Consider the following 22,595-nt stretch of genomic DNA (forward strand, 5'->3'; position numbering starts at 1 on the left):
TTCCTCCACCGTGCTTCACCTGCTGTCGCTCGTCCGCGTCGAGGAGAGTGCGGCCCGTCCGGCCTCCAGGCGTGCGACGGGGACGCGGAACGGCGAACAGGACACGTAGTCCAGCCCGGCCGCGTGGAAGAAGTGCACGGAGTCGGGGTCCCCGCCGTGCTCACCGCAGACGCCGATCTTCAGGTCGGGGCGTGCGGCGCGGCCCTCGTCCACCGCGATGCGGACCAGTCGGCCCACACCGTCACGGTCGAGGGTCTCGAAGGGTGAGGTGGTGAAGATGCCCTTGTCGAGGTAGGCGGAGAAGAACGCCGCCTCGACGTCGTCGCGCGAGAAGCCCCAGGTGGTCTGGGTGAGGTCGTTGGTGCCGAAGGAGAAGAACTCCGCCTCCTCGGCGATCCGGCCGGCCGTGAGCGCGGCTCGCGGGAGCTCGATCATGGTGCCGACCGGGCAGTGCACGGGGATGCCCGACTCCTCGGAGACCTCGGCCAGGACGCGTTCCACTTCGGCCCGCTCGATGCGCAGTTCCTCGACGGCGCCCACCAGCGGCACCATGATCTCCGCCCTGGGCCGGCCTCCGGCCCGCGTGCGCTCCACGACCGCCTCGGCGATCGCGCGGACCTGCATGGCGACCAGTCCCGGGACGACCAGGCCCAGCCGCACGCCGCGCAGCCCGAGCATCGGGTTCTCCTCGTGCATACGGTTCACCGCGTCGAGCAGTTCGGTGTCGTGCGGGTCCGGCCGCTCGCCCCGGGCCTCGGCGGCGGCGATCCGCACGGCGAGTCCGGTGTGGTCGGGCAGGAACTCGTGCAGAGGCGGGTCGATGAGCCGGATGGTGACCGGCAGAGCGTCCATCGCCTCCAGGATGCCGGTGAAGTCCTGCCGCTGGAGGGGCAGCAGCGCGGCCAGGGCCCGCTCACGCTCGCGATCGTCCCGGGCCAGGATCATCGCCTCGACCAGCTTGCGGCGCTCGCCGAGGAACATGTGCTCGGTGCGGCACAGGCCGATGCCCTGGGCGCCGAACCGCCGGGCGCGGGCCGCGTCCTCGGGGGTGTCGGCGTTCGCACGGACCTCCAGGCGCCGCAGGCCGTCCGCCCGTTCCATGGCGCCGGCGACGGCCCCGACCAGCCCGTCGGACCGCTCACCCGTCTCGAAGTAGCGCATCACCGCGGAGTCGACGAGCGGGGCGGCGCCCAGGTACACGGCGCCTTCCGAGCCGTCGACGGAGACGACCGTGCCCTCCTCGACGACGGTGTCCCCCACCGTGAACCGGCGCGCCGCGGTGTCCACGGTGATCTCCTCGGTCCCGCACACGCACACCGTGCCCATGCCGCGGGCGACGACGGCCGCGTGACTGGTCTTGCCGCCCCGGCTGGTCAGCACCGCCTGGGCGGCGATCATGCCGGGCAGATCGTCCGGGGTGGTCTCCTGGCGGACCAGGACGACCTTCTCGCCGGCCGCGGACCGCCGTACCGCCTCCGCGGAGTCGAACACCGCGGCGCCCACGGCCGCGCCCGGGGAGGCCGGCAGGCCGTGCGCCAGGGCCTCGCCGACGGCCGAGGTGTCGAACCGGGGGAACATCAGCCGGGCGAGACCCTCCCCGCTGACCCGGGCCAACCCCTCGTCCGGGGTGATCAGACCCTCCTCGGCCAGTTCCGTGGCGATGGCGAACGCGGCCTCCGCGGTGCGCTTGCCGACCCGGGTCTGCAGCATCCAGAGCCGGCCGCGCTCGATCGTGAACTCGATGTCGCACAGATCCCGGTAGTGCGACTCCAGCGTCCTCATGTGGGAGAGGAGCCGTTCGTACGACACCGGATCCAGCTCCGCGAGAGCGGTCAGCGGGACGGTGTTGCGGATGCCCGCGACGACGTCCTCGCCCTGAGCGTTCGCGAGGTAGTCGCCGTACATGCCGGGCCGTCCCGTGGCGGGGTCGCGTGTGAACGCGACCCCGCTGCCGGAGTCGGCGCCGAGATTGCCGAAGACCATGGTCTGCACGTTGACCGCGGTGCCGAGGTCGTCGGGGATGTGTTCACGGCGGCGGTAGATCCGGGCGCGCTCGCCGTTCCAGGACTCGAACACGGCGAGCACCGCCTGCCGGAGCTGCTCGGCGGGCGCCTGCGGGAAGTACTCACCGGTCGCCTGGCGCACGAGACTCCGGTACGACTCGACGAGTCCCGCCAGGTCCGCCGCCGTCAGGTCCACGTCGCTCGCCGCGCCCCGCACCCGCTTGAGGTCGGCGAGGACGCCCTCGAAGAGGGCGCTGTCGACGCCCATGACCGTGCTGCCGAACATCTGCACGAGGCGGCGATAGGAGTCCCAGGCGAAGCGCTCGTTGCCGGAGACCTTCGCCAGACCGAGGACGGACTCGTCGTTGAGTCCGACGTCGAGGATCGTCTCCATCATGCCGGGCATGGAGAAGCGGGCCCCGGAGCGCACGGACAGCAGCAGGGGATCGTCCGGCTGTCCCAGCCGCCGTCCCGCCTCCTCCTCCAGGACCGTGAGCCGGTCGGAGATCTCCCGCATCAGGCCGGCCGGCTCGCTGCCGGTGGCGAGAAAGGCCCGGCACGCGTCCGTGGTCACGGTGAAGCCCGGCGGGACGGGCAGCCCCAGCCGGGTCATCTCGGCGAGGTTGGCTCCCTTGCCGCCCAGCAGGTCGGCCTGGTCGCGGCCGCCTTCTGCGAAGTCGTACACGTAGCGGACCATGTCGCCGGTCTCCTCTGTCGGGTTGCGGGCCGGAGCGTGCGACTCCAGCCTCCGACCGGCGCGGACGGAGGGGCAGGTGCTGTCGGGCCCCTTCGCGGGGCCGGTCGGCCCACCTTCGCGAGCGTGCTGCTCCCACCGTGACACACGGCCGCGGCGGATGGATGCGCGGCGACGGGGACGTGCAGGAGCGCCCGCGCCGGGTGATGTCCTCCGATGTCTTCGCGGACCGGCACCGTCTCGTCGGCCGGGGGCCGACGACAGCCGGTCGGCTCCGCACCGGTGGGCCGACGACTCGCCGTGCCGGTGGGCCGATCGGGACAGGACGGGCCGGGACCAGTGGTCCCGGCCGGGGAGGTTCGGCCACTGACCACGGTCGCCGCCGTCGCGAAGGATCGTGTCCGGACCGACTCACCCGGAGCGACCCGGCGCGGAACCGACCGCCCCCGTCGAGGCCGCCCCCGGTCGCCACCCTGGAGGACTGAGGCATGCGCATCGTCATCGCTCTCGGCGGCAACGCCCTGCTGCGCCGCGGCGAACACCCCGACGCGGCGGTCCAGGCGGCCGACGTCGACCGTGTCGTCGGCGCGATAGCCGCCCTCGCCCCCGCCCCGGCCCGTCCGGTCTGAGGCGCCCGCGTCACCGCCCTCCCGGAGGCGCCGAGTCGGCCGGGACCACGGACCGGGACGGGGGCGAAGCGGTCATCGCGATGGCGAGCCGTCAGGCGGAACTGGCCTCTATCCCCTTCAGGATCGCCCGCTCCTCTTCGCGTATCCGGTTCCGCTCCCGGACCTGTGCGCAGTAGGCGGCCAGGGCTCGAGGATCGGCGGCGGTGTCGCTGTCCACGACCGTGCGGGAGCCGTCACCGACCTCGATGATCGTCTGGTCCAGGCGACCGCTGCCAAGGATGCCCATGATGGTCAGCCACTCGTCATGGACGGCCGGGGTCATGACGACCTCCAGGTGACGCTCGGGGTCGGGATCGTCCGGGTCGATGGGCTCGGTCATCGCCTGGAGCAGCGTGAAGACGAGGAGACGCAGGTCCGCGTACTCCTTGGGATCCATGATGTCTTCGAGGGCGTCGAGGTAGAACCTCGCCAGTTCGTGGGCTTTGGGGCCGGGCGTGCCGGCAGAACTCTCGTGATCGCTCAAAGGGTGCTGTCTCTTCTCTTCCCTCTTGCCGGGCCCCTGGCCGAGGCGGGCCGGAGCATCGTCGCACGAGGACGGCCGAACCGAATCACCGTTTTGTGCGGGCAGTCGAGGTCGCTCACCGACCTGAACCGAATCCCGTGCGCGGTGCTCCGATATCCGTCAGGCGGACCCGTGCGGCTGCACGGGCAGCGCGGCCAGCCGGCGGTGCAGATAGCCGCCGCCCCACGTCAGTTCGTTCAGCGGCACCGCCGGCTCCAGTCGGCTCCAGCGGCCCAGCACGGCCGTCAGGGCCACCGTGAGCTCAAGACGGGCCAGAGCCGATCCGGGGCAGTAGTGCGGACCGAGGCCGAAGGACAGGTGGCGTGCGGCGGTACCGCGGTCCGGGTCCAGCGTGCCGGGGTCGGCATGGCAGCGCGGGTCGTGGTTGGCCGCCGCCACGGAGAGCAGGACTCCGCTGCCCGCCGGAATGACCGTGTCCCCGAACCGGACGTCCTCCAGCGCCACCCTCTTGGTGCTGAAAGGCCCCGGGGTGTCCCAGCGCAGCAACTCGTCCACCGCGCGCGGGATCCGCGACGGCTCCTCCCGCAGGGAGTCCTGTACGTCGTGGTGACCCAGCAGCGCCACCACGCTCATGCCGATCGCCTGCACCGTGCTGTCGAAGCCGGCCAGCAGCAGCATCGCCAGGAGGGAGGCGACCTCGTCCTCGGTCGCGCCGCCCTGCTGGCGCCATGCCGCGAGGACGCGCGAGACGACGTCGTCACCCGGAGCGGCCGCGCGGCGGGCCATCTCGCCGCGGACGAACGCGTCGATACGGGCCACGCTCTCCTCGACGGCGCGGGCGGAGCGGCCCGCCTTCTCCGCGAGGAGCGCCACCGGTTCGTACAGTGCGGCCCGCTCCTCCTCACGTACCTCGAACACCTCGCACAGCGACCGGAAGGCGAACGGGCGGGCGAAGGCGTCCATCAGCTCCAGCGGCCCCTGCCCCCGCGCCGCGTCCGCCGCGTCGAGCAGTTCACCGGCGGCTTGCCCGATGCGCTCCCGGTGGGCGGCCATGCGTGCCGGGGTGAGGGCCGGAGTCGCCAGGCGGCGGATCCGCGTGTGGTCCGGCGGATCGTAGTTGACCAGCGTCACGTCCAGCGCGCGTCGGCGCACGCCAGGGTCGGGAACGTGGCCGCCGCTCAGGGAGAGGCGGGGGTCCAGGAACCCGGCCCGCACGTCCTCGGCACGGGTCACCAGCCAAGCGGGCCGTCCGGCGGGCGTCCTGATCCGGGCCACGGGACACGTCTCCCGGATCCCGGCCAGCGTCTCCTCGGGACGGGCCAGGAACGCGGCCCCGAGCGGCTCCGGCAGTCGCTGCCGTCGCGCCGCCGCGGGCTGGGCGGACGGCGCGGCCGTGACGACGGGCTCGGTGTCCATACGGAGGCGTCCTCTCGCGGTCGCGGAGCGTGCGGCGGCCACCGTAGGAACGGCCGGTTGCCCGCCGGTTCGCGCCCGGTGCGATTCCGGTATGCGGCCGGCGCGGCCCGCCTCGCCGGCGACACCCCCGAGACGCCTGGCCCCCCGTCGCGGTCCCGGCCGGCCGTCATGGGCTGAGCCGACGTGCCCACCAGGGGTTTCACCACGGGCCAACCGGCGGTGAACCGGTGTCGAACCCCCTCCTCCTAGCTTCCTGCCGGTCGGCGCACCGCTGCCGTCCGTCGTCCCGAACGCCCGTCGTATGGAGGACCATCATGGCCGAGAACGTCGAGCCCAACGAGGAGACCACCGAGACGCCCGCGGAGGAGACTCCCGAGGTCGTCGCGCACGCCGCGTCGAACGTCGCCTGGTGCGGGGTGCACCAGGAGTCCGCCGTCGACGAGCCCGAGGTCGTCGCGCACGCCGCGTCGAACGTCGCCTGGTGTGGCGTGCACCAGGAGTCCGCCGTCGACGAGCCCGAGGTGATCGCCCACTCCGAGGAGGGCGAGGACACCCCCTGGTGCGGCGTCCACCAGGAGCACAACGCCTGATCGGCTCACCCCCGGCGCGGTCCTCCCGGTCGCGGTGGCGCCTGACGCCGCCGCGACCGGGCCGCGCCCGCCCCCATCCCCCGCCCCCGCTCCGGAGGTTGCCGTGCCCGGTACGCAGTCCGTCGCCGTCCCCGCCGCCGGGGCCCGTCTGATCCAGGCCGACAGGGGGTGGTGGTTCCTGGGCGCGGGCGGATACGCGCTGATGCGTCCCGGCCAGGTGGAGGCCGACGGCACCCTGCGGCCCTCCGCCGAACGCTATCTCCGCGAGGCGGGCCTGTACGACGTACAGCCCTACACCTCGTACTCGCTGACCGTGCTCACCAGCACGGACTGCAACCTCGGCTGCGGCTACTGCTTCCAGAACACCGCACAGGACCCCAAGGGCGGAAGCCGGCCGCCGCGCATCCGGCACGCCCGGCTGACCCCCGAAGCCGTGGGACAGGTCCTGGACTTCACCCGGGAACGCATGACCGCGGCCGGCATGGACAAGCTGTCGCTGCTGCTCTTCGGCGGCGAGCCGCTGCTCAACCCGCGAGGCTGCCGCGACCTGCTGACCAGGGCCGGTGAACTCGGCGCCCTCACCGCGTCGATGACGTCCAACGGCACCCTGCTCACCCCGCTGGTCGCCAAGGAGCTCAACGCCGCGGGCCTCGGTTCCGTGCAGGTGACCTTCGACGGCGACCGGGCCGACCACGACGCCATCCGGGTACGCCGCTCCGGAGGCGGCACCTTCGACGTCATCGTCTCCAACATCGCGCGCGCCATCGAGAAGACGTCCCTGCGCTGGATGCTGCGGGTCAACGTCTCGCACCTGAACAGCCACGGCGTGGACGACCTGGTCGAACGGCTCGGCGCACGTCTCGATCCGGCCCGCTGCGGTATCCACTTCGCCCGCGTCGGCGACGTCGGCGTCGGCTACGCGAACAACCTGCTGCACGAGAACGGCCTCGTCGACGACTTCGTCCGCTGGCACGCCCGCGCGCTGGAACTCGGTTTCACGGTGGCCCGTCCGCGCGCCCATGTCCCCTGCCAGGCCTGCTCCTTCGCCGACGGCCGTTACGGCGCGGTCGTCAACGCCGATGGGGTCCTGGCCAGTTGCTGGGAGACCGCGGGCAAGCCCGGCATGGAGGTCGGCACCATCACCGACGGCTATCTCGACGCCGAGCAGACGAAGGGCCGTTGGGTCAGCTGCCACGACCATTACCAGTACGACGAGGAAGCCGCCGTCCGCGCCGTCTTCCAGGACCGGGTCGACGCCGGAGTCCTGGACAGTCTCCACGCCGTCGGGCGGCTGGGGTGAAGAGCGCCGGCATCCTGCGGACCAACGCCGACTTCCGCCGCTACTGGCTCAGTACGACCCTGTCCACCCTCGGCTCTCAACTGTCCCTGCTCGCCTTCCCGTTGCTCGTCCTCTCCATCGGCGGCAGCGCGGCACAAGCCGGTACGGTCGCGACCTTCTCGCTGGTGACCCGGACCCTGCTGCGCCTGCCCGCGGGCCAGCTCGCCGACCGGCTCGACCGGCGGATGATCATGGTCGGGACCGATCTGCTGCGGCTCGTGGCGCTGGCCAGCATTCCCCTGGCGTCGGCACTGGGAGATCTCGGGCAGGCACACCTCCTCGGCGTCGCCGTGGTCGAGGGCGCGGCCACCGCGCTCTTCGCGCCGGCCGCCACGATCGCCGTCCGCGACGTGGTCCCGGAGAAGGACCTCACCGACGCGCTGAGCCGCAGCCAGGCCGCCATCGCGACGAGCTCGCTCCTCGGCCCGTTCCTCGGCGGCTGGCTGTACACGATGGATCCGATGCTGCCGTTCGCCGCCGACGCCCTTTCCTATGGTGTGTCCGCCGTCCTGCTGCTGCGGATCGCCACCAAACCCCCTCGCCCGGTGGCCGCCACCGACCGCGACGACCGGCTCACGGCCGGGCTCCGGTGGCTGACGCACCAACGGACCCTCCTGGCAGCGCTGTTGTTCGCCGCGGGCATCAACGTCGTCTCGGCGGCGGCCCAGACGACCATGGTCGTCTCCCTGCGGCAGAGCGGCGCCGGCGGGACGGCGATCGGAGCGGTGATGGGCTGCGCGGGCATCGGGGCGATGCTGGGCGCCGCCGCGGCGCCATGGCTGATCAAGAGGATCACCGCCGCCCGTCTGTTCCTGCTCATCGGCGCCGTCTGGGCGATCGGCCTCGCCGTGTTCGCCGGGACCACGCACCCCTGGACGATCGGCCCCGTGCTGGTCGTGGTCGTGTTCTTCAGCCCGCCCGCGGGCATCGTCGTGGGCCGCGCGATGCTGGTGCTCGCGCCACGGGACCTGCTCGGCAGGGTCAGCACCGCGACCGGACTGGTCATGGCCGGTCTCGCCTCCCTGGGACCGCTCCTGGCCGGCTCCTTCGTGGACTCCCTGGGGGCGAGCCACACCTGGCTGGCACTCGCCGGGACAGCGGCCGTCGTCACGGTGGTGTCCTCCGTGCCCCTGCTGCGCGAGACCAGCCTCGACGCCGTGGCGGACGACGCGAAGCCCGGCGTCGACGCCGTGGCGGACGAGGCGAAGGACACCGGCCTCGGCGCCGTCGCGGCCGACGCGCAGAAGTCCACTGTGGACGCCGTGGCGCCCGACGTGAAGAAGTCCCACCTCGGGTCCCACCTCGGGTCCCACCTCGGGTCCCACCTCGGCGCCGTCGCGGCCGACGTGAAGAGGGTCCGCCCCGTCGGCCTCCCGGACGTGCCCGAGCCCGCGGACACCATCGCTGCCTCCGGCTTCCTGAACACTCCGGCCCTCGCGGGTACGAGCCGTGCCGAGCGGCCGGCGGTCGAGGCGCACGGCGAACCGGCCCCGGCCGACGGCTCCACGCCCGAGGACCCGTCTCCGGCGTCCCCCGCGCAACGCCCGGGCACCGGTGACGCCTAGCCCGTCCCCCTCCACGTGACCGACGTGATCCGTTCTCCCTGGAGCGCCGCGATGACCCAGTCCCCGCCCCGCGACGCCAGGCCGGCGCCCGCCCCGTACACCTACCCGCCGGCCCCCCGCAGCGGACCGGAGGAGATCATCCACGGAGTGCGGGTGACCGACCCCTACCGCTGGCTGGAGGATCCGCAGGACCCCGCCACCGCCGCGTGGTGCGCCGCCCAGGATCTGCTCTACGCCGAGGAGGAGGCCCGCTGGCCGGCCCGGGACGCGTTGCTCGCGCGGATGACCGCCCTGCTCGCCGCAGGAGGCGCCCGTCCGCCGGTGGCGCGCGGCGGGCGGGAGTTCCACCTGCGCAGGGAACCCGGGCGCGAACTCGCCGCGCTGGCCGTGCGCGAGGCCGGCCGGACGCGGATCCTGCTCGACCCGCTGGACACCGATCCGTCCGGTACGACGGTCCTCGACGCCTTCGAACCCTCCTGGGAGGGCGACCTCGTCGCCGTCCAGCTGTCCTCGGGCGGAACGGAGCACTCGGTGCTGCGTGTGCTCGACACGGCGACGGGCGAGACGCTCGACGGGCCCGTGGACCGGGTCCGCCGTTCCCCCGTGGCATGGCTGCCGGGCGGCAGGGCCTTCTACTACGTACGCCGCCTCCCGTCCGGGCACACGGCCGCCGGGGCGGGACCCCGCCGCCGCGTGTATCTGCACCAGGTCGGCACACCGGCCGACCAGGACGCGGAGATCTTCGGGGCCGGACGGTCGGACACCCAGTACTACACCGTGGCCACCGCACCCGACGGCCGGCTCCTGGTCGTCGGCGCCAGCGAGGGCACCTCCCCGCGCACCGATCTCTGGACCGCCGACCTGACCGGGACCGGTCCCCGCCGGCCGGACCTGCGCCGCCTCCAGCACGGCGCCGACGGCCACACCGCGGTCCGCCTCAGGCCGGGCGGGGGACCGCTGCTGCTGAGGACCACCGTCGGCGCGCCGCGCGGCCGGATCGCCGCAGCGCCTCGCGACGCCACGGATCCGCGCCGCTGGCGCACCCTGGTCCCCGAGCAACCCGGCACCGTACTGCAGGACTTCGCGGTCCTGGACGGCCCGGCGCTGGACCGGACCCTGCTGGCGGTCGTACGAACCCGGCACGCCGTCGGCGAGTTGACCCTGCACGACGCCCGCACCGGCACCCCGACCGGGACCGTGCCCCTGCCCGGACGGGGGACGATCACGTCCCTGACCGCACGTCAAAATCCTGGCCACGAACTCTGGTTCACGTACACCGACCACGTCACACCCGCCGTCGTCCTGCACTACGACGCCGCCGCCGGACGTCTGAGTCCCTGGCCCGGCCACTTCCCGGCGGTGGCCCCCGCCGAGGGCGTGAACGTCACCCAGGAGGTCCTGCGCTCCCGCGACGGCACCGAGGTGCGCATGTTCGTGATGTCCCCCACGGGCCGCCCCGACAGACCCCGCCCCGCCGTCCTCACCGGCTACGGCGGCTTCGGCGCCTCGATGACCCCCGGCTTCACCCCACAGGCCGTGCCCTGGGTACGCGCGGGCGGGGTGTACGCGGTGGCCTGTGTGCGAGGCGGGGGAGAGGAAGGGGAGGAGTGGCACCGGGCCGGGCGCCGCGAGCACAAGCACAACACCTTCGACGACTTCGACGCCGCGGCGGACCGTCTGCTCCGTGACGGATGGGCCGCGCCCGGCCGGCTCGGCGTCCTCGGCAGCTCCAACGGCGGCCTGCTGGCCGCCGCCGCGCTCACCCGCCGTCCGGAGACCTACGCGGCCGTCGTCTGCGCGGCACCCCTGCTCGACATGGTGCGCTACGAACTGTCGGGGATGGGGGCGAGCTGGCGTGACGAGTACGGAAGCGCCGCGGACCCCGCTCAGTTCACCCGTCTCCTGTCGTACTCGCCCTACCACCAGGTCCGTGAGGGCGCGCGCTACCCGGCCGTGCTGCTGGCCGTCTTCGACAGCGACACACGCGTCGACCCCGCGCACGCACGCAAGATGTGCGCCGCCCTGCAATGGGCCGGTACCGGTGACGCGCCGGTCGTGCTGCGCACCGAGCACGGCGTCGGACACGGCGCGCGTGCCACCTCGCGCAGCGCCCGCCTCTACGCGGACGTCATGGCCTTCTTCGCCCACTATCTGGGCCTTCCACTGCCGGGGGACGGCTGACATGAACGTGCTGCTGTGCCCGCTCAACGACCCGGGCTACCTGTACCCCGCCCTCGCGGTCGGCCGCGAACTGCGCCGCCGCGCCCATACGGTGCACGTCCTCGCCGGGCCGCGAGCCGCTCCGCCGACGACCGCGGCGGGCCTGGAGGTGTCCGCCGTCACCGACGCCACAGCCGTGTCGGTGACCCATTGGACGGTCCGCGGCCCCGAGCAGTACACCGAGGTGGCGCGGGCGGTGCGGCGGTTGCGGCCCGACGTCCTGGTCACCTCCGTGCTCTGCCACGGCGCGCTCGTGGCCGCCGAGGCCGCCGGCCTGCCGGTCGTGGTGCTCGGACTCACCGCACACCTGTGGCCCTACCGCTCCGGAGGCACCGGCCCGGCGGACACGCACGACCGCGCGTGGCGGCTGACGGAGACCCTGAAGCACTATCAAGCGGTACGAGAAGCTGCCAGCCTCGCACCACGGCACGACCGCCACCCCGACACCCCGCTGCTCGGCACCGCCTTCCTGCTGCGCGGCCACCCCGCTCTGGAACCGGCCGGCGCCGAACTGCCCCCGGCCGTACGGCATGCCGGCCCCTGCTGGTGGGAGCCGGAGCCTTCGTCCACCGAACCGCTGCCGGATTCCAAACCCCTGGCCTACGTCCATCTCGGCCGGACCTTCGGCGGCGCTTCCCTCTGGCCGCGGCTCAACGCGGCCTTCGCCTCGGGCACTTACCGGGCCGTCGTGGAACTGGGACGGTCGGGCGCGCCCGAGGCCGCCGCCGACGCCGACCTGATCGTCGGCCGCCGCCCTTGGATGGGGCCGCTCGTCGACCGGGCCGACCTCGTCCTGACGAACGCGACCTCCGCCCCCGTACTCGCCGCCCTCCTTCACGGCAAACCCCTGCTCGTCGCCCCCAACGGCTCGGAACAGCAGGTCCTGGCCGCCGCCTGCCTGCGCGCCGGCGTCGCCCGCAGGCTGCCGGAGCCGGGCGCTCCCGCTGCGGAACTGCGGGCCGCGGTCGAGACGACAGCACGCGATCCCCGACTGCGGGCGCGCGCCGAGGAGATCGGCGGCCTGCTCGCCGAGGGCAAGAGCGAGAGTCGTGCCGCCGACGCCGTGGAATCGGCGGCACACTGAATTCCGGAGGCTGTTCGCCAAGGGGCTGTTCCCCGAGTCCCGGCGGGAATGCGGGGGCCGGGGCCGCCCCCGAAAGCGCGGCGGCAGCCCCGGTCCCACCTCACCCCTCGTACGACCCCTGGGGCGGTACTCCGTCGAGCAGTACGTCCCGTAGCGCGGCCAGCAGTTCCAGGCCCCGGGCGCGGACCGCCGACGGCGTCTCCTCGTGGCGCCGGTCGGCGATGACCGCGAGAGCCGCCGCGGCCTGCCGGGCGAAGAGGGCCAGGAGGTCGAGTTCGGAGAGGCTGGAACGGGACTGCTCGGCGGGGTCGAGCACTTCGAGTACGCCGAGCACCCGGTCGCGGTGCGCGAGCGGCGCCGCCATCAGCGCGTTCGGCACGTACCCGGTCGACTTCGCGACGTCCTCGGCGAACATGCTCTGTTCCCGGAGGTCGTCCGCGATCATGGGTTCACCCGAGACGAGCACCCAGCCCGCCAGGCCCCGCCCCGCGGGGAACCTCGAGCCCACGAGGGAGTCCTCTCCCTCCCCGGCCACGGCCTGGAAGACCAGCTCGTCGGTCTCCCGGTCGTGCAGCAGCACGGAGCTGGCCGCGGCGCCGAAGATGGCCCGCGCGGTGTCGACGACGGACTGCAGCAGATCGTGCTCCGCGCTGCCGGCGCCTGTCGCGGGATCCACGCCTGTGGCGGGGACGAGGCCGGGGGACTGGGTCATGAGTCACCTCTGATTCCTGGTTCGCCGATGCGCACGTTCGCGGCGGAGAGGTAGAGCGCGTGTTTGATCTGGAACGGTGTCAGCTTCGGGTGCGTGCCGAGCAGGCGTGCGCACATCCCGCTGATGAAGGGGGTGGCGAAGCTGTTGCCCGTGGTGCGGATGGTCTTGCCGCCCGTCCAGGCCACCTGCACGTTCTGGCCCGGTGCGAAGAACTCGACGGGTGGCGCGGGGTTGTAGAGGAAGAGCCCGGAGTCGTCCTCGCGGTGCGTACCGACCGAGATGACGGACGAGAACCGCCAGGGGAAGCTCTCCACCGGTGTGTTGTGGGCGGACGCCACGAGCGTGGTCCCGGTGAAGAACGCCTGGTCGGCCAGGGCCCGCAGCGTTTCGAGGAACTTCGGACGGGTCGTGGACAGACTGAGGTTGACCACGTCGAAACCCTGGTCGACGGCCCACCGCAACCCGGTGAGCAGGGCTTCGCCCGTGCCGGTGAAGCCCTCGCCCAGCACCCGCACGCTGTACAGCTCACAGTCCGGTGCCACGCGCCGGACGATGCCGGCGCACGCCGTTCCGTGCCCGCAGCCGTCGCCGGCGCCGTCGGGCAGCGGGCCGCTGTCGACGACGCGCAGGCCTCCGTCGGGGGCCTGCGCCACCTCGTACGAACCCTGGACGGTGCCGACCGAGGGGTGGCCGCACTCCACCCCCGTGTCGACCACGCACACCCGCACCCCGGCGCCGTCCGACCACGCCGAGGGATCGGCGGGCAGGTCCGGCACCGTGTCGGCGAGCATCGTGAGGTCCTCGGGGGAGCGGTCACGCAGGCTCCAGGTGAGCCCTCCCGCCGTTCCTGTGGTCATCCGGTCCCGCCTTCCCGTCCGGCCGGGCGTTCCGCGCCCCGGACCGTGGCCGTCGTCTCGTCGGCGAACACGGACGCGCGGTCCGTGCCCGGCCGGTGTCCCTTGGCGGCGAAGTGTCCCCGTGCCGTGTGCGCTTCCCGCGCCGCGTCCGCGGCCAGGCCGAGTGCGCGCAGCGTGTGAGCGAGGTCGAGGGCCGCGGTACCCCGTACGACCGGGGAGTCCGTCTCACCCGCCGCGGCGACGGCCCGGCCCGCGCAGACACGCGCCAGGTCCGGCTCACCGGCGAGCGCCAGGGCACGGGCCCGCAGTCCGTAGGCGTCGGCGGACTCGGCCGGAGGCAGCGCGGACCGCTCGGGGTCCGGCAGAGCCAGTGCCCGCGCCGGCTCTCCGCGGTCCAGCAGGATCCGCGCCCGCTCCCGGGCGATGCCGGGCAGGACGCCCGTGGCGCCCAGTTCACGGCCCGCGCGTTCCGCCTCCTCCAGCAGCGGCAGAGCACGGGCCGGCGTACCGCTCAGGGCCTCGACCTCCGCGGCGAACAGCGGGATGAACAACGCGCTCTCCGCGTAGCCGAGGCCGCGGGCCAGCCGCGCCGCCTCGGTGAGCCGCACGTGTGCCTCCTCGTGCCGGCCCTGCAGCGCCAGGAGCACGGCGAGCGGGCAGCCCAGCGTGGCGCGCACGGTCGGCCGGCCGGCGCCGTGGGCCGACAGCAGTTCCTCGCAGCGCCCGACGGCGCGCCCGACCGGGGTGGGTCCGCGCCACAGGGAGATACCGACCGCGCCGAGCGCCAGCGCCCGTTCGGGTTCGGCGTCGGCGCGGTCGGCGTGTTCCAGGGCCCGCTGGAGCAGTTCCTCGGCCTCGGCGTGCAGTCCGCGCCGCTGACGGTCCTGGGCGATACGGACGCAGGCACGGGCGATTCCCTGGTCGTCGCCCGCCCGGGCGAACAGCGGGAGGGCGGCCTCCGCCACCTCGGCGGCGGAACCGTGCCGGGGGTCGAGCGCGGTCAGCGCGAGCCGGGCGTGGGCGGCGTCCAGCGGATCCCCGGCCCGGTCCGCCGCGTCGAGCGCGTCCGCCAGCAGTTCCCGGCCGCGCTCGGGCTCACCGCGGGCGGCCTTCGTCTCGCCGAGCCGGCGGGCGGCCGCGCGGGCGACGGGCTCGCCGGGCGCGGCCAGGTCCAGGGCCTGGGTGAGCAGGTCGTCGGCCCACGGCAGGTCGGAGCGCGCCAGGGCGGCCGTACCGGCCCGGGTGAGCAGAGCGGCGGCGCGAGTCCGCAACGCGTCGGTGTCGCCGTCGTGGATGCCCAGTTCGGTGAGCAGACGGTGGGCGCGGGCCAGATGGGAGCCGACGGCGGCATCGCCCGCGTCGTGGCGGACGAGGACCCGGGCGGCGTGCTCGTGGCGCCGGGCACGTACCTTCTTGGCCATCCCGCGGTACGCGGTCTCCTGCACCAGCGCGCTGCCGAACCGGAGTACGGAGCCGGTGGACCGGGCGCGGCCACCGGTCTCGATGAGCCGCCGTCGCACGAGGCCGCGCAGCAGACCGCCGGGGGACTCCGCCGGGTCCCCGGGCTCCTCGGCGGTGGCCAGTTCGGTCAGGTCGGCGCGCTGGAACTCCCTTCCCAGGACGGCGGCCACCTGCAGCAGCGTCCGCTCCTCGGGGGGCAGCGCGTCGATGCGGGCGCCGAGCAGGGCATGCACGGTCAGCGGCAGGTCGTCGCACTCGGCGGCCATCGCCGTCAGGTGTTCCAGGTACAGCGGATTGCCCTCGGCGCGGTCGAGCGCGCCCTCCAGCACGTCCTGCCGGTGGGCCGCCACCTCGACCAGTTCCCCGGCGAGTGCGGCGGCCTCCTCCCGGGTGAGTGGTGTGAGCAGCAGCGACGCGGACCGCATCCGCCCGCTGCCCCAGCCGGGACGGGTCTCCAGGAGCTCGGGCCGCGCGACGCACACCAGGGCCACGGGGGAGCGGTCGAGTTCGTCCAGCAGCCGGTCCGCCAGGTCGAGCAGCGGCCCGGACGCCCAGTGACAGTCGTCCAGCACCAGCACCACGGGCCGCTCACGGGACAGCGCGTCCAGGAGGCAGGCCAGGGCCATGAGGGTGTCGTCCGCCGAAGGGCTGGGCGTGCCGTCCGCGAGGAGGCCGGTCCGCAGCAGGCGCAGCGCCTGTTCCGCCTCCGTGCGCTCGGGGGCCGGCAGCGCGGCGAGGGCCAGGTCCTCGCCGACGGCGCCGAGGACCTGGCGTACCGCTTCGGCGAGCGGCGACAGGGAGCCGGACTCGCCGTAGGGCCGGCACCGGCCCTCGCCGTACGCCGGGCAGTCCCGCAGCCACTCGCGCAGCAGGCGCGTCTTGCCGAGGCCCGCCTCGCCGTAGACGGTCACCAGGTGCGAGCGCGGGTCCGTCTCCAGTTTGCGCGACAGCAGGCGGAGTTCGGCCAGTTCCTGCTCCCGCCCGATGAAGGGGGTGTCGAACCGGCGTACCCGCTCCGGGTCGTCCTCGTGGAGTGCGACCAGGCGGTGGGCCGGGACGGGGACTCCGACGCCCTTGAGGGACAGTGATCCGGCGGATTCGGTGACCGCCGAGGGACCGGCGGCGTCGAGTGTGGCGGGGCCGATCAGGATGTCCCCCGCGCCGGCGTGCTGTTCGAGCCGGGCCCCGATGTTGACGACCTCGCCGGAGACGAGGGCCTGCCGGGCGGCGGGATCGACGCTCACGACGACCTCACCGGTGTTCACACCGATGCGGACGGCGAGCCGTACGCCGTGCTCGCGCTCCAGCTCGGCGTTGAGCCCGTCGAGGCCGGTGACCATGCCGCGCGCCGCTGCGAGCGCCCGGTGGGCGTCGTCCTCGTGGCGCACGGGCACCCCGAACACCGCCATCACCGCGTCGCCGATGAACTTCTCCACCGTGCCGCCGTGCTCCTCGATCCGCGCCCGCATCAGCGCGAAGTACCGGAGGGTGACCGTGCGCAGGGTCTCCGGGTCGAGCCGCCCGGACAGGGCCGTGGATCCGACGAGGTCGCAGAAGAGCACCGTCACCACCCGGCGCTCCTCGGCCGCGGCGGCGTCGCCCGCGGCCACGCACGCGGTTCCGCACCGGGGGCAGAACGCCGCGCCGTCCGGCGGGGGTTCGGGGCACCGCGGGCACTTCACGCGCGTGCCGCCGGTCATCGAGCCCGTCATCAGAACAGCGCTCCGCCGGCGATCTCGCTGTGCGCCTGCACCTCCGGCTCGGCCGCGTCCAGTCGCTCCTTCAGGCCCAGCAGCAGGGTCAGCTCCTGTGCGCTGAGGTCCTGGAGCACCTCTCGCTGCTCGGGGGAGAGGCTGTGCAGAGGGAACCCGGCGTCCTCCAGCGCGCGGAGGCGGTCGCGATCGGGTGCGGGGTCAGTCATCGGTGCTCTCCCATTCGGTTGGTACCGCGGTGATGCGGTCGAACAGCTCGGCGAGGGAGGCGACCGTGTGCAGCGCGCTGACGGCGACCAGGGAACGCTGCGCGGCGTCCAGGGGCAGCCGCTCGATCAGCCGGTCCAGGTCGGCGCCGTGTCCGTCGTCGAGGTCCGCGTGGAGGCGTACGGTCTCGAAGGCGGCCGGCGGCAGCCCGGTCTCGCGGGCCAGCCGGCCGGCCAGGCCGGGCGCGGGCGCGTTGCCCTCCAGTACCGCGATGTAGCCGAGCAGGGCCACCGGATGACTGTGCTCGATCCAGTAGTACTGGGCCCCCACCAGGGCGGCCACATGGGCCGGCGGCACGGTGCCGGTCAGCTCGTCCGGCGGAGTCCCGGCCGCCGCGGCGTCGGTGAGCAGCCAGTCGTCGTGGCCTCGTTCCTCCTCGGCGTGCGCCCGCAGGTACCGCGCGAGGGGGCGCGCCACCGGGTCCCGCGGCAGCGCTTCGCAGCGGGTGGCGGCCCGCTCCATGAGCGGAACGGAGGCGCGGATCACCTGGTGCATGGCGCACAGGTAGCGCCGGTAGCGGCCGGGGAGCCCGGAGTCGGTTCGCCACATGCGCGCGGTGGCGGTCCACAGCACGGGCCGTACGAGGGACAGTTCGAGTCGCAGGCTCGCGACGGCCGACGGGCTCACCCGGACACCTCCTCGTCCCCGGGACCTCCGAGCAGCACGAGCGGTGCGTACCGGTCGCTTCCGTACCGTCGCAGCAGTGAGGCGGCCCCCGCGTCGTGCTGGAGCCGGGCGCCGAGCGCGTCCATCGCACCGGCCGCTGGGCGCGAACCGGACCGTTCGGCCGCGTCCAGGGCCGCGGGCCGCCGGGCCAGACTTCGGCAGTCCGCGCACGATCCGACTCCGGCCGTACGGATGGTGCGCAGCACGGGAGAGGCCTGGCAGCGGCGCCGTATCGTGGCCCAGTCGTCCCGTGCGATGTGCCCCAGGCGCAGGTGTTCCGGGACGGGGCGGGCGTCCACCACGCGCTGGTTGCAGCAGGCCGCGACGGTGCCGTCGAAGGCCACGGTCGGCCAGGCGGCCATCGCGCACGGTGCCGGGGGCGCCCCGGAGGAACTCTCCTCCGCGGTGTCCCGGAACCGGACGGTCCGCGCGGACGCCCAGCCCGCCGCCCGGCCCACCGGCCGGATGTGATTGACCAGGACGGCCGCCTGGTCGTGGAATTCCGTACGAATGGACGCGGTGATGTCCGCGAGATAGGCGTCGTCCGCCGGTGTTCCCGCCACGTGGAAACTCACGTCGATTCCGCTTTCCCTGATGCGGTGCATCGCGCGAAAGACCGCGGCGCGCGGTACTTCGCGTTCGTGGAACACGTCGATGCTCGCCGAGAAGTGGGCGACGTGCCGCAGGGCGCGCAGGATGCGGTCAGGGACCCGGCCGTCGGCGGCGAAGAACATGCCGCTCAGGACCGACGTACGCGTTCCGGCCGCCGTCGCGAGCTCCGCGAGGTCCGTCACGAGCGCGGGCCGCAGCAGCGGCTCGCCCCCCGTGAGCATGAGGACCTCCGGACGGTCGCCGGGGGCGAAGCCGCCGACGAAGCGGCGCAGCGCCTCGGCCGGGGTGTCCTCGCCGCGCGGCCCCGACGAGGTGGAGCAGTGGGCGCAGCTCAGCGGGCAGCGCCTGGTGAGGGTGGCGAGGAGCCCGGCCGCCGGCACCGGACGTAGCTCGATGATCTCGGCCAGCCGCATCTCGTCACCTCCGTAGGCCACCGGGACGTGCGGGCTCAGCGTGCGGTGCGCCGGTTCGGTCGTGGTTGGCGGACGGTTCGGAGCCGGTACGCGGCGCGGGGCGGACCGGCCGTGGGGGCGGACCGCGGCACGGCCGGTCGATTCGAGCAGATTTGTGCACTTGTTCGCTCTTTATCCCGGCGGGTGTGTTGCTGCATGCACCTTGAGCCATCCTCGAGTCCATGGCCCCGGAACCGGCCCGTGCGCATCCTGTGAAGGCCGAAGGAATTCCACCGAATTCCCGAAGGGTTCACGGCTCCTCGCGGATTCCCTCACCCCCTGCCGCTCCTCGGAGGCTTTCGTGCACAGAATTCCCTTCCTCTGTCAGACCTCCGACGACACCGGCTGGGGAAGGGGCTGAGGGGGCGAGATGGCCGAAGCACTCACGGAAACCCGCGGCACGGCATCGGCTCCCGGAATTCCGCGAGAGCCGGCCGGTGAAATCGGCCGTGAAACCGCCGCCCCCTTACGGCTGACCCTCCTCGGGCCGCTGCGGGCCTCCCGCGGTGGTCTGCCGCTCGCGCTCGGACCGCTGAAGCAGCGCCTCGTCCTGGCGGTCCTGCTCACTCGCCCCAACACGCCGGTGTCGGTGGAGGAACTGACCGACGCCCTCTGGCCGGACGACCCGCCCCGTACGGCCCGCAAGAACCTTCAGGCGTACGTGTCGGTCCTGCGCCGCGTGCTCGACCCCGACGACCTGGGCCGGCTGAGCCACGGTCCCGGCGGCTACGTACTGCACCTCACCGCGGAGGAATGCGACACCCTGCGCTTCGACGAACTCGCCCGGCGCGGCGACACCGAGGCGCGCGCGGGCGCGCCGAGTCACGCGGCCCGTACGTACCGCCAGGCGCTGGACCTGTGGCGGCACGACCCCTTCAGCGACCTGGCCCCCCGGGCCGACGTGCTGCGCGCCGCCGTCGAACGGCAGCACGCCCGGCGACTGGCCGTCTACGAGGCCTGGGCGGAGGCGCAGCTGGAGATCGGTGACCCGGGCCCGGTCGCGGACAGCGTGGACGAGATGGTGAGCCGCCACCCGCTGCGGGAGCGGCTGCGCGCCGCCCAGCTCACCGCGCTGCACCAGGTGGGCCGCAGAACGGAGGCGCTGGCCGCCTACGACGACTGCCGCCAGCGGCTGTCCCGGGAACTGGGCCTGGAGCCCGGTGCGGCGCTGCACGGCGCCTACCGCTCCCTGCTGGACGACATGGCCCCGCCCCGGCCGTGCGGCGGCCCCACCGGATCACGGCTGCTGCTCCCGCCGGACCTCGCCGACTTCACCGGGCGCACAGGGGAACTGGAGGCCGTCCGGGCCCGGTTGGAGACCGAGGGCGGCCCCCCGGTCCTCGTCACCGGCGCGGTCGGCGTCGGCAAGTCGGCCTTCGCCGTACGTGTCGCGCACCGTCTCGCCGCGCACTACCCCGACGGCGTGGTCGCCACCCGGCTGTGCGCCGAGGACGGCTCGACGCGTCCCTGGGCGTCGGTACTGGCGGAGCTGGCCCGATCCCTCGGCTGCACCGAGCGGCTGCCCGCCGACCGGGAGGAGGCCGCCACCGTCTGGCGCTCCTGGCTGTCCGGGCGCCGGATCCTGCTGCTCCTGGACGACGCCCCCGACGCCACCGCCCTCGGCCCGCTGCTGCCGCCGTCGGGCAGCGCCGCCGCGCTGGTCACCTCCCGCGGCCGGCTGCCCTGCCTGGAGTGCGCGCACCGGGTGGAACTCCCGCCGCTGTCCCCCGAGGAGGCACGGGACCTGCTCGGAGGAATCATCGGTCGGCCCCGGCTGGCCGCCGAGCGCGCGGCGGCGGAACGTGTCGTCGCCGCCACGGGGTTCCTCCCGTTCGCTCTGCGAGCGGCCGGAAACCGCCTGTCCGTGCTGCGCCACATGCCGCTCGGCCAGTACGCGGACCGCCTCGAACACCCTCGGGAGGCGCTGGACGAACTCGCGTCCGGCGGCCTCGGGGTCCGCGCCCGTCTCGCCGGGGCCTGGGCCCGGCTGCCCGTTCCCGTCCGTGACTCCCTCCACGCGCTGGCCGCACTGCCGGACGTCTCCTTCACCCTCCCCTCCGCCGCCCGCGTCCTGGGCAAGGCCGGACGGGACGCGCAGCGCTCCCTGGAGGAGCTGATCGACGTCGGCGTCCTGCCACCGCCGTCCCTGCCCGAGGTGACCGCGCACACGACCACGGCCCCGGAAGCGGTGCGCTACGAACTGCCCTGGCTGACCCTGCTGTTCGCCCGCGAGCAGGCAGCCGCGTCGGGAGAGCGGTGCTAGGGCCTGTCGTCCGGATCACACGGCGGGACGCGGGGCCCGCCCGGGCCGGCCGGCAAGGCGCCGGGTTCCGCCGCCACCTGATCCGAACGACGGACCCCGGGCCGAGTCCGCGATCTCCTGGGAGCGGGATCAGGAGGCCGACGACGGTGGCCACGGCCGTGCTGGGGCGGCCGACGTGTCGTGACGGGTGAGGCCGGCTCCGCACCGGGATCGATATCGGCACCGGCACCGGCACCGGCACGGGTACAGGCACCGGCACGGGTACAGGCACCGGCACGGGTACAGGTACAGGCACCGGTATCCGTATCGGCACCGGTATCGGTATCGGCGCGTCGCCCGGCCCTCAGCGGCCCGAGGCTCGCCCCGGCAGGGCTGTCAGGCTCCGCCCGTCGTGGCCGAGGCCGGACCGGAGGACTGCACACGGGCCAGATATCCGGCCTGGAAGCGGCTGGCCGCGCCCAACTGCTCCATGATCTCGGCGATGTGCTTGCGGCAGGTGCGCAGCGACATCCCGAGCCGCCGGGCCACCATCTCGTCCTTCATGCCCTCGGCCAGCAGCCGGACGATCGCCTGCTTCACCTCGTCCCGCGCCGAACTCTCCGTCCAGGCCGGTTGATAGGGCTCGGCCAGGGACCAGGCGTGATCGAAGGTCGCGCAGAGATAGGAGACCGTGGACGGCTCCTGGATGACGATGGCCGCGTCCAGGTCGTCCTGGTGCGGGATGAACACCGTCTCCCCGTCGAAGGCGACCATGCGGCCGAAGAGTTCGCTCAGCGTCCTGATCTCGGCGCCCTCGTCGGTCATCCGCCGCGCGTACTCCTGCGTGGGCAGGTGGTAGCGGGCGGTGTGCTGGTACAGGGTGCGCATCCGTATGCCGCGGCGCAGCATGTCGCGGTCCTGCACGAACGCCTGCTCCAGCAGCGCCGGGGAGCGGCCGCCGCCGGGGTGACAGGTGCGGACCTCCTTCCGGCACCGCATGGTCGCCTCGGTGATCATTCCCACGACGGTCTTCAGGTCCGTGATCTCCGTCAGCGGAGCCCGCCCCTGCCACTGCCGCCGGCCTTCCGTATAGAACGGCGCCAGGAGGGAAAGCTCTGCCCGCAGCCGATCGATCTCGGCGAGCTGCCGGCGCAACCCCGCCTCCCGCGGCGCGACCAGCGCGGCGAGGGCCGCGTCCGGCGCCATCGCCACGAACCGGTCGGGGTCCCCGGGCAGACGGCGCAGCAGCAGGAGTTCGGTCAGCGTCGCCACCGCCGAGGCCGCCCGGCTCTCCGGCAGCCCCAGCGTCGCGCCCAGCGTCCCCGCGTCGCACGATCCCTGGTCGCTCACCCACCGGAACACCCGGACGGCGTCCTCGGACAACTGCGCTTCGTGCGACGGCCACCCCGCCGCCGTACGCAGGACCGGAACCGTGCCGTCCTCACCGATGCCGCCCACCCAGCCCCCTCATCAGCCACAAGACCTCAGCAGCCGCTGCTGTGTCCATTGTTCAGATGTGCGATGGAGTTTCCCAGACCCCCTCGGAAGGAA

The 22,595-nt window shown here is 73.8% G+C and carries 16 protein-coding genes and 1 pseudogene; 7 read left to right on the top strand and 10 right to left on the bottom strand.

Annotated elements, in window-relative coordinates; all coding sequences use genetic code 11:
- Positions 1-15: 15 nt before the first annotated feature.
- Positions 16-2,700, bottom strand: a complete 2,685-nt coding sequence (gene ppdK, locus ACFYW9_RS14590; protein ID WP_389149268.1) for a pyruvate, phosphate dikinase — start codon at positions 2,698-2,700, stop codon at positions 16-18.
- 485 nt (positions 2,701-3,185) lie between these two features.
- Here ppdK and ACFYW9_RS14595 point away from each other — a divergent pair.
- Positions 3,186-3,302, top strand: a pseudogene (locus ACFYW9_RS14595) (carbamate kinase); the annotation flags it as partial.
- A 115-nt stretch (positions 3,303-3,417) separates the two neighbouring features.
- Here ACFYW9_RS14595 and ACFYW9_RS14600 read toward each other — a convergent pair.
- Complete coding sequence (locus ACFYW9_RS14600; protein WP_389149271.1) at positions 3,418-3,849, bottom strand: hypothetical protein; 432 nt, start codon at positions 3,847-3,849, stop codon at positions 3,418-3,420.
- 159 nt (positions 3,850-4,008) lie between these two features.
- Entirely contained in the window at positions 4,009-5,265 is a 1,257-nt protein-coding gene (locus tag ACFYW9_RS14605; protein WP_389149275.1) for a cytochrome P450, read from the bottom strand.
- Between the two features lie 314 nt (positions 5,266-5,579).
- Between ACFYW9_RS14605 and ACFYW9_RS14610 the strand changes: the two genes are divergently transcribed.
- The 5 genes from ACFYW9_RS14610 to ACFYW9_RS14630 all read left to right on the top strand — a co-directional run bounded on the left by ACFYW9_RS14610 (position 5,580) and on the right by ACFYW9_RS14630 (position 12,063).
- Positions 5,580-5,855: a hypothetical protein gene (locus ACFYW9_RS14610; protein ID WP_326790209.1), complete on the top strand. Its 276-nt coding sequence runs from the start codon at positions 5,580-5,582 to the stop codon at positions 5,853-5,855.
- A 103-nt stretch (positions 5,856-5,958) separates the two neighbouring features.
- Entirely contained in the window at positions 5,959-7,155 is a 1,197-nt protein-coding gene (locus ACFYW9_RS14615; RefSeq protein WP_389149279.1) for a radical SAM protein, read from the top strand.
- Entirely contained in the window at positions 7,152-8,759 is a 1,608-nt protein-coding gene (locus tag ACFYW9_RS14620) for an MFS transporter (protein WP_389149282.1), read from the top strand. Before ACFYW9_RS14615 ends, ACFYW9_RS14620 begins: the two co-directional genes overlap by 4 nt.
- Positions 8,760-8,810: 51 nt before the next feature.
- Positions 8,811-10,940: a prolyl oligopeptidase family protein gene (locus ACFYW9_RS14625; protein ID WP_389149285.1), complete on the top strand. Its 2,130-nt coding sequence runs from the start codon at positions 8,811-8,813 to the stop codon at positions 10,938-10,940.
- Position 10,941: 1 nt separating this feature from the next.
- Positions 10,942-12,063: a glycosyltransferase gene (locus tag ACFYW9_RS14630; protein ID WP_389149288.1), complete on the top strand. Its 1,122-nt coding sequence runs from the start codon at positions 10,942-10,944 to the stop codon at positions 12,061-12,063.
- A 100-nt stretch (positions 12,064-12,163) separates the two neighbouring features.
- Here the strand turns inward: ACFYW9_RS14630 and ACFYW9_RS14635 are convergent, their stop codons facing one another.
- From ACFYW9_RS14635 to ACFYW9_RS14660, 6 genes are all read right to left on the bottom strand, one after another.
- Entirely contained in the window at positions 12,164-12,775 is a 612-nt protein-coding gene (locus ACFYW9_RS14635; protein ID WP_389149291.1) for a GAF domain-containing protein, read from the bottom strand.
- Positions 12,772-13,632 (bottom strand): S8 family serine peptidase, encoded by an 861-nt coding sequence (locus ACFYW9_RS14640; protein WP_389149294.1) that lies wholly within the window; start codon positions 13,630-13,632, stop codon positions 12,772-12,774. The genes ACFYW9_RS14635 and ACFYW9_RS14640 overlap by 4 nt, the downstream gene beginning before the upstream one ends.
- On the bottom strand, positions 13,629-16,703 hold the full coding sequence (locus tag ACFYW9_RS14645; protein WP_389149297.1) for an AAA family ATPase: 3,075 nt from the start codon (positions 16,701-16,703) through the stop codon (positions 13,629-13,631). The genes ACFYW9_RS14640 and ACFYW9_RS14645 overlap by 4 nt, the downstream gene beginning before the upstream one ends.
- A gap of 101 nt (positions 16,704-16,804) precedes the next feature.
- The gene (locus ACFYW9_RS14650) at positions 16,805-17,014 is read right to left on the bottom strand and encodes an aroma-sacti cluster domain-containing protein (protein WP_037623557.1); all 210 of its coding nucleotides are present in this window, start codon (positions 17,012-17,014) and stop codon (positions 16,805-16,807) included.
- Positions 17,007-17,699 (bottom strand): iron-containing redox enzyme family protein, encoded by a 693-nt coding sequence (locus ACFYW9_RS14655; protein WP_389149300.1) that lies wholly within the window; start codon positions 17,697-17,699, stop codon positions 17,007-17,009. Before ACFYW9_RS14655 ends, ACFYW9_RS14650 begins: the two co-directional genes overlap by 8 nt.
- Positions 17,696-18,763: a radical SAM/SPASM domain-containing protein gene (locus tag ACFYW9_RS14660; protein WP_389149303.1), complete on the bottom strand. Its 1,068-nt coding sequence runs from the start codon at positions 18,761-18,763 to the stop codon at positions 17,696-17,698. The genes ACFYW9_RS14655 and ACFYW9_RS14660 overlap by 4 nt, the downstream gene beginning before the upstream one ends.
- 409 nt (positions 18,764-19,172) lie before the next feature.
- Between ACFYW9_RS14660 and ACFYW9_RS14665 the strand changes: the two genes are divergently transcribed.
- Positions 19,173-21,065, top strand: a complete 1,893-nt coding sequence (locus ACFYW9_RS14665; protein WP_389149306.1) for a BTAD domain-containing putative transcriptional regulator — start codon at positions 19,173-19,175, stop codon at positions 21,063-21,065.
- 375 nt (positions 21,066-21,440) lie between these two features.
- Here the strand turns inward: ACFYW9_RS14665 and ACFYW9_RS14670 are convergent, their stop codons facing one another.
- Complete coding sequence (locus tag ACFYW9_RS14670; protein ID WP_351863867.1) at positions 21,441-22,502, bottom strand: LuxR C-terminal-related transcriptional regulator; 1,062 nt, start codon at positions 22,500-22,502, stop codon at positions 21,441-21,443.
- Between the last annotated feature and the right edge of the window lie 93 nt (positions 22,503-22,595).

Source organism: Streptomyces sp. NPDC002698 (genome assembly GCF_042888945.1).
Lineage (GTDB): Bacteria > Actinomycetota > Actinomycetes > Streptomycetales > Streptomycetaceae > Streptomyces.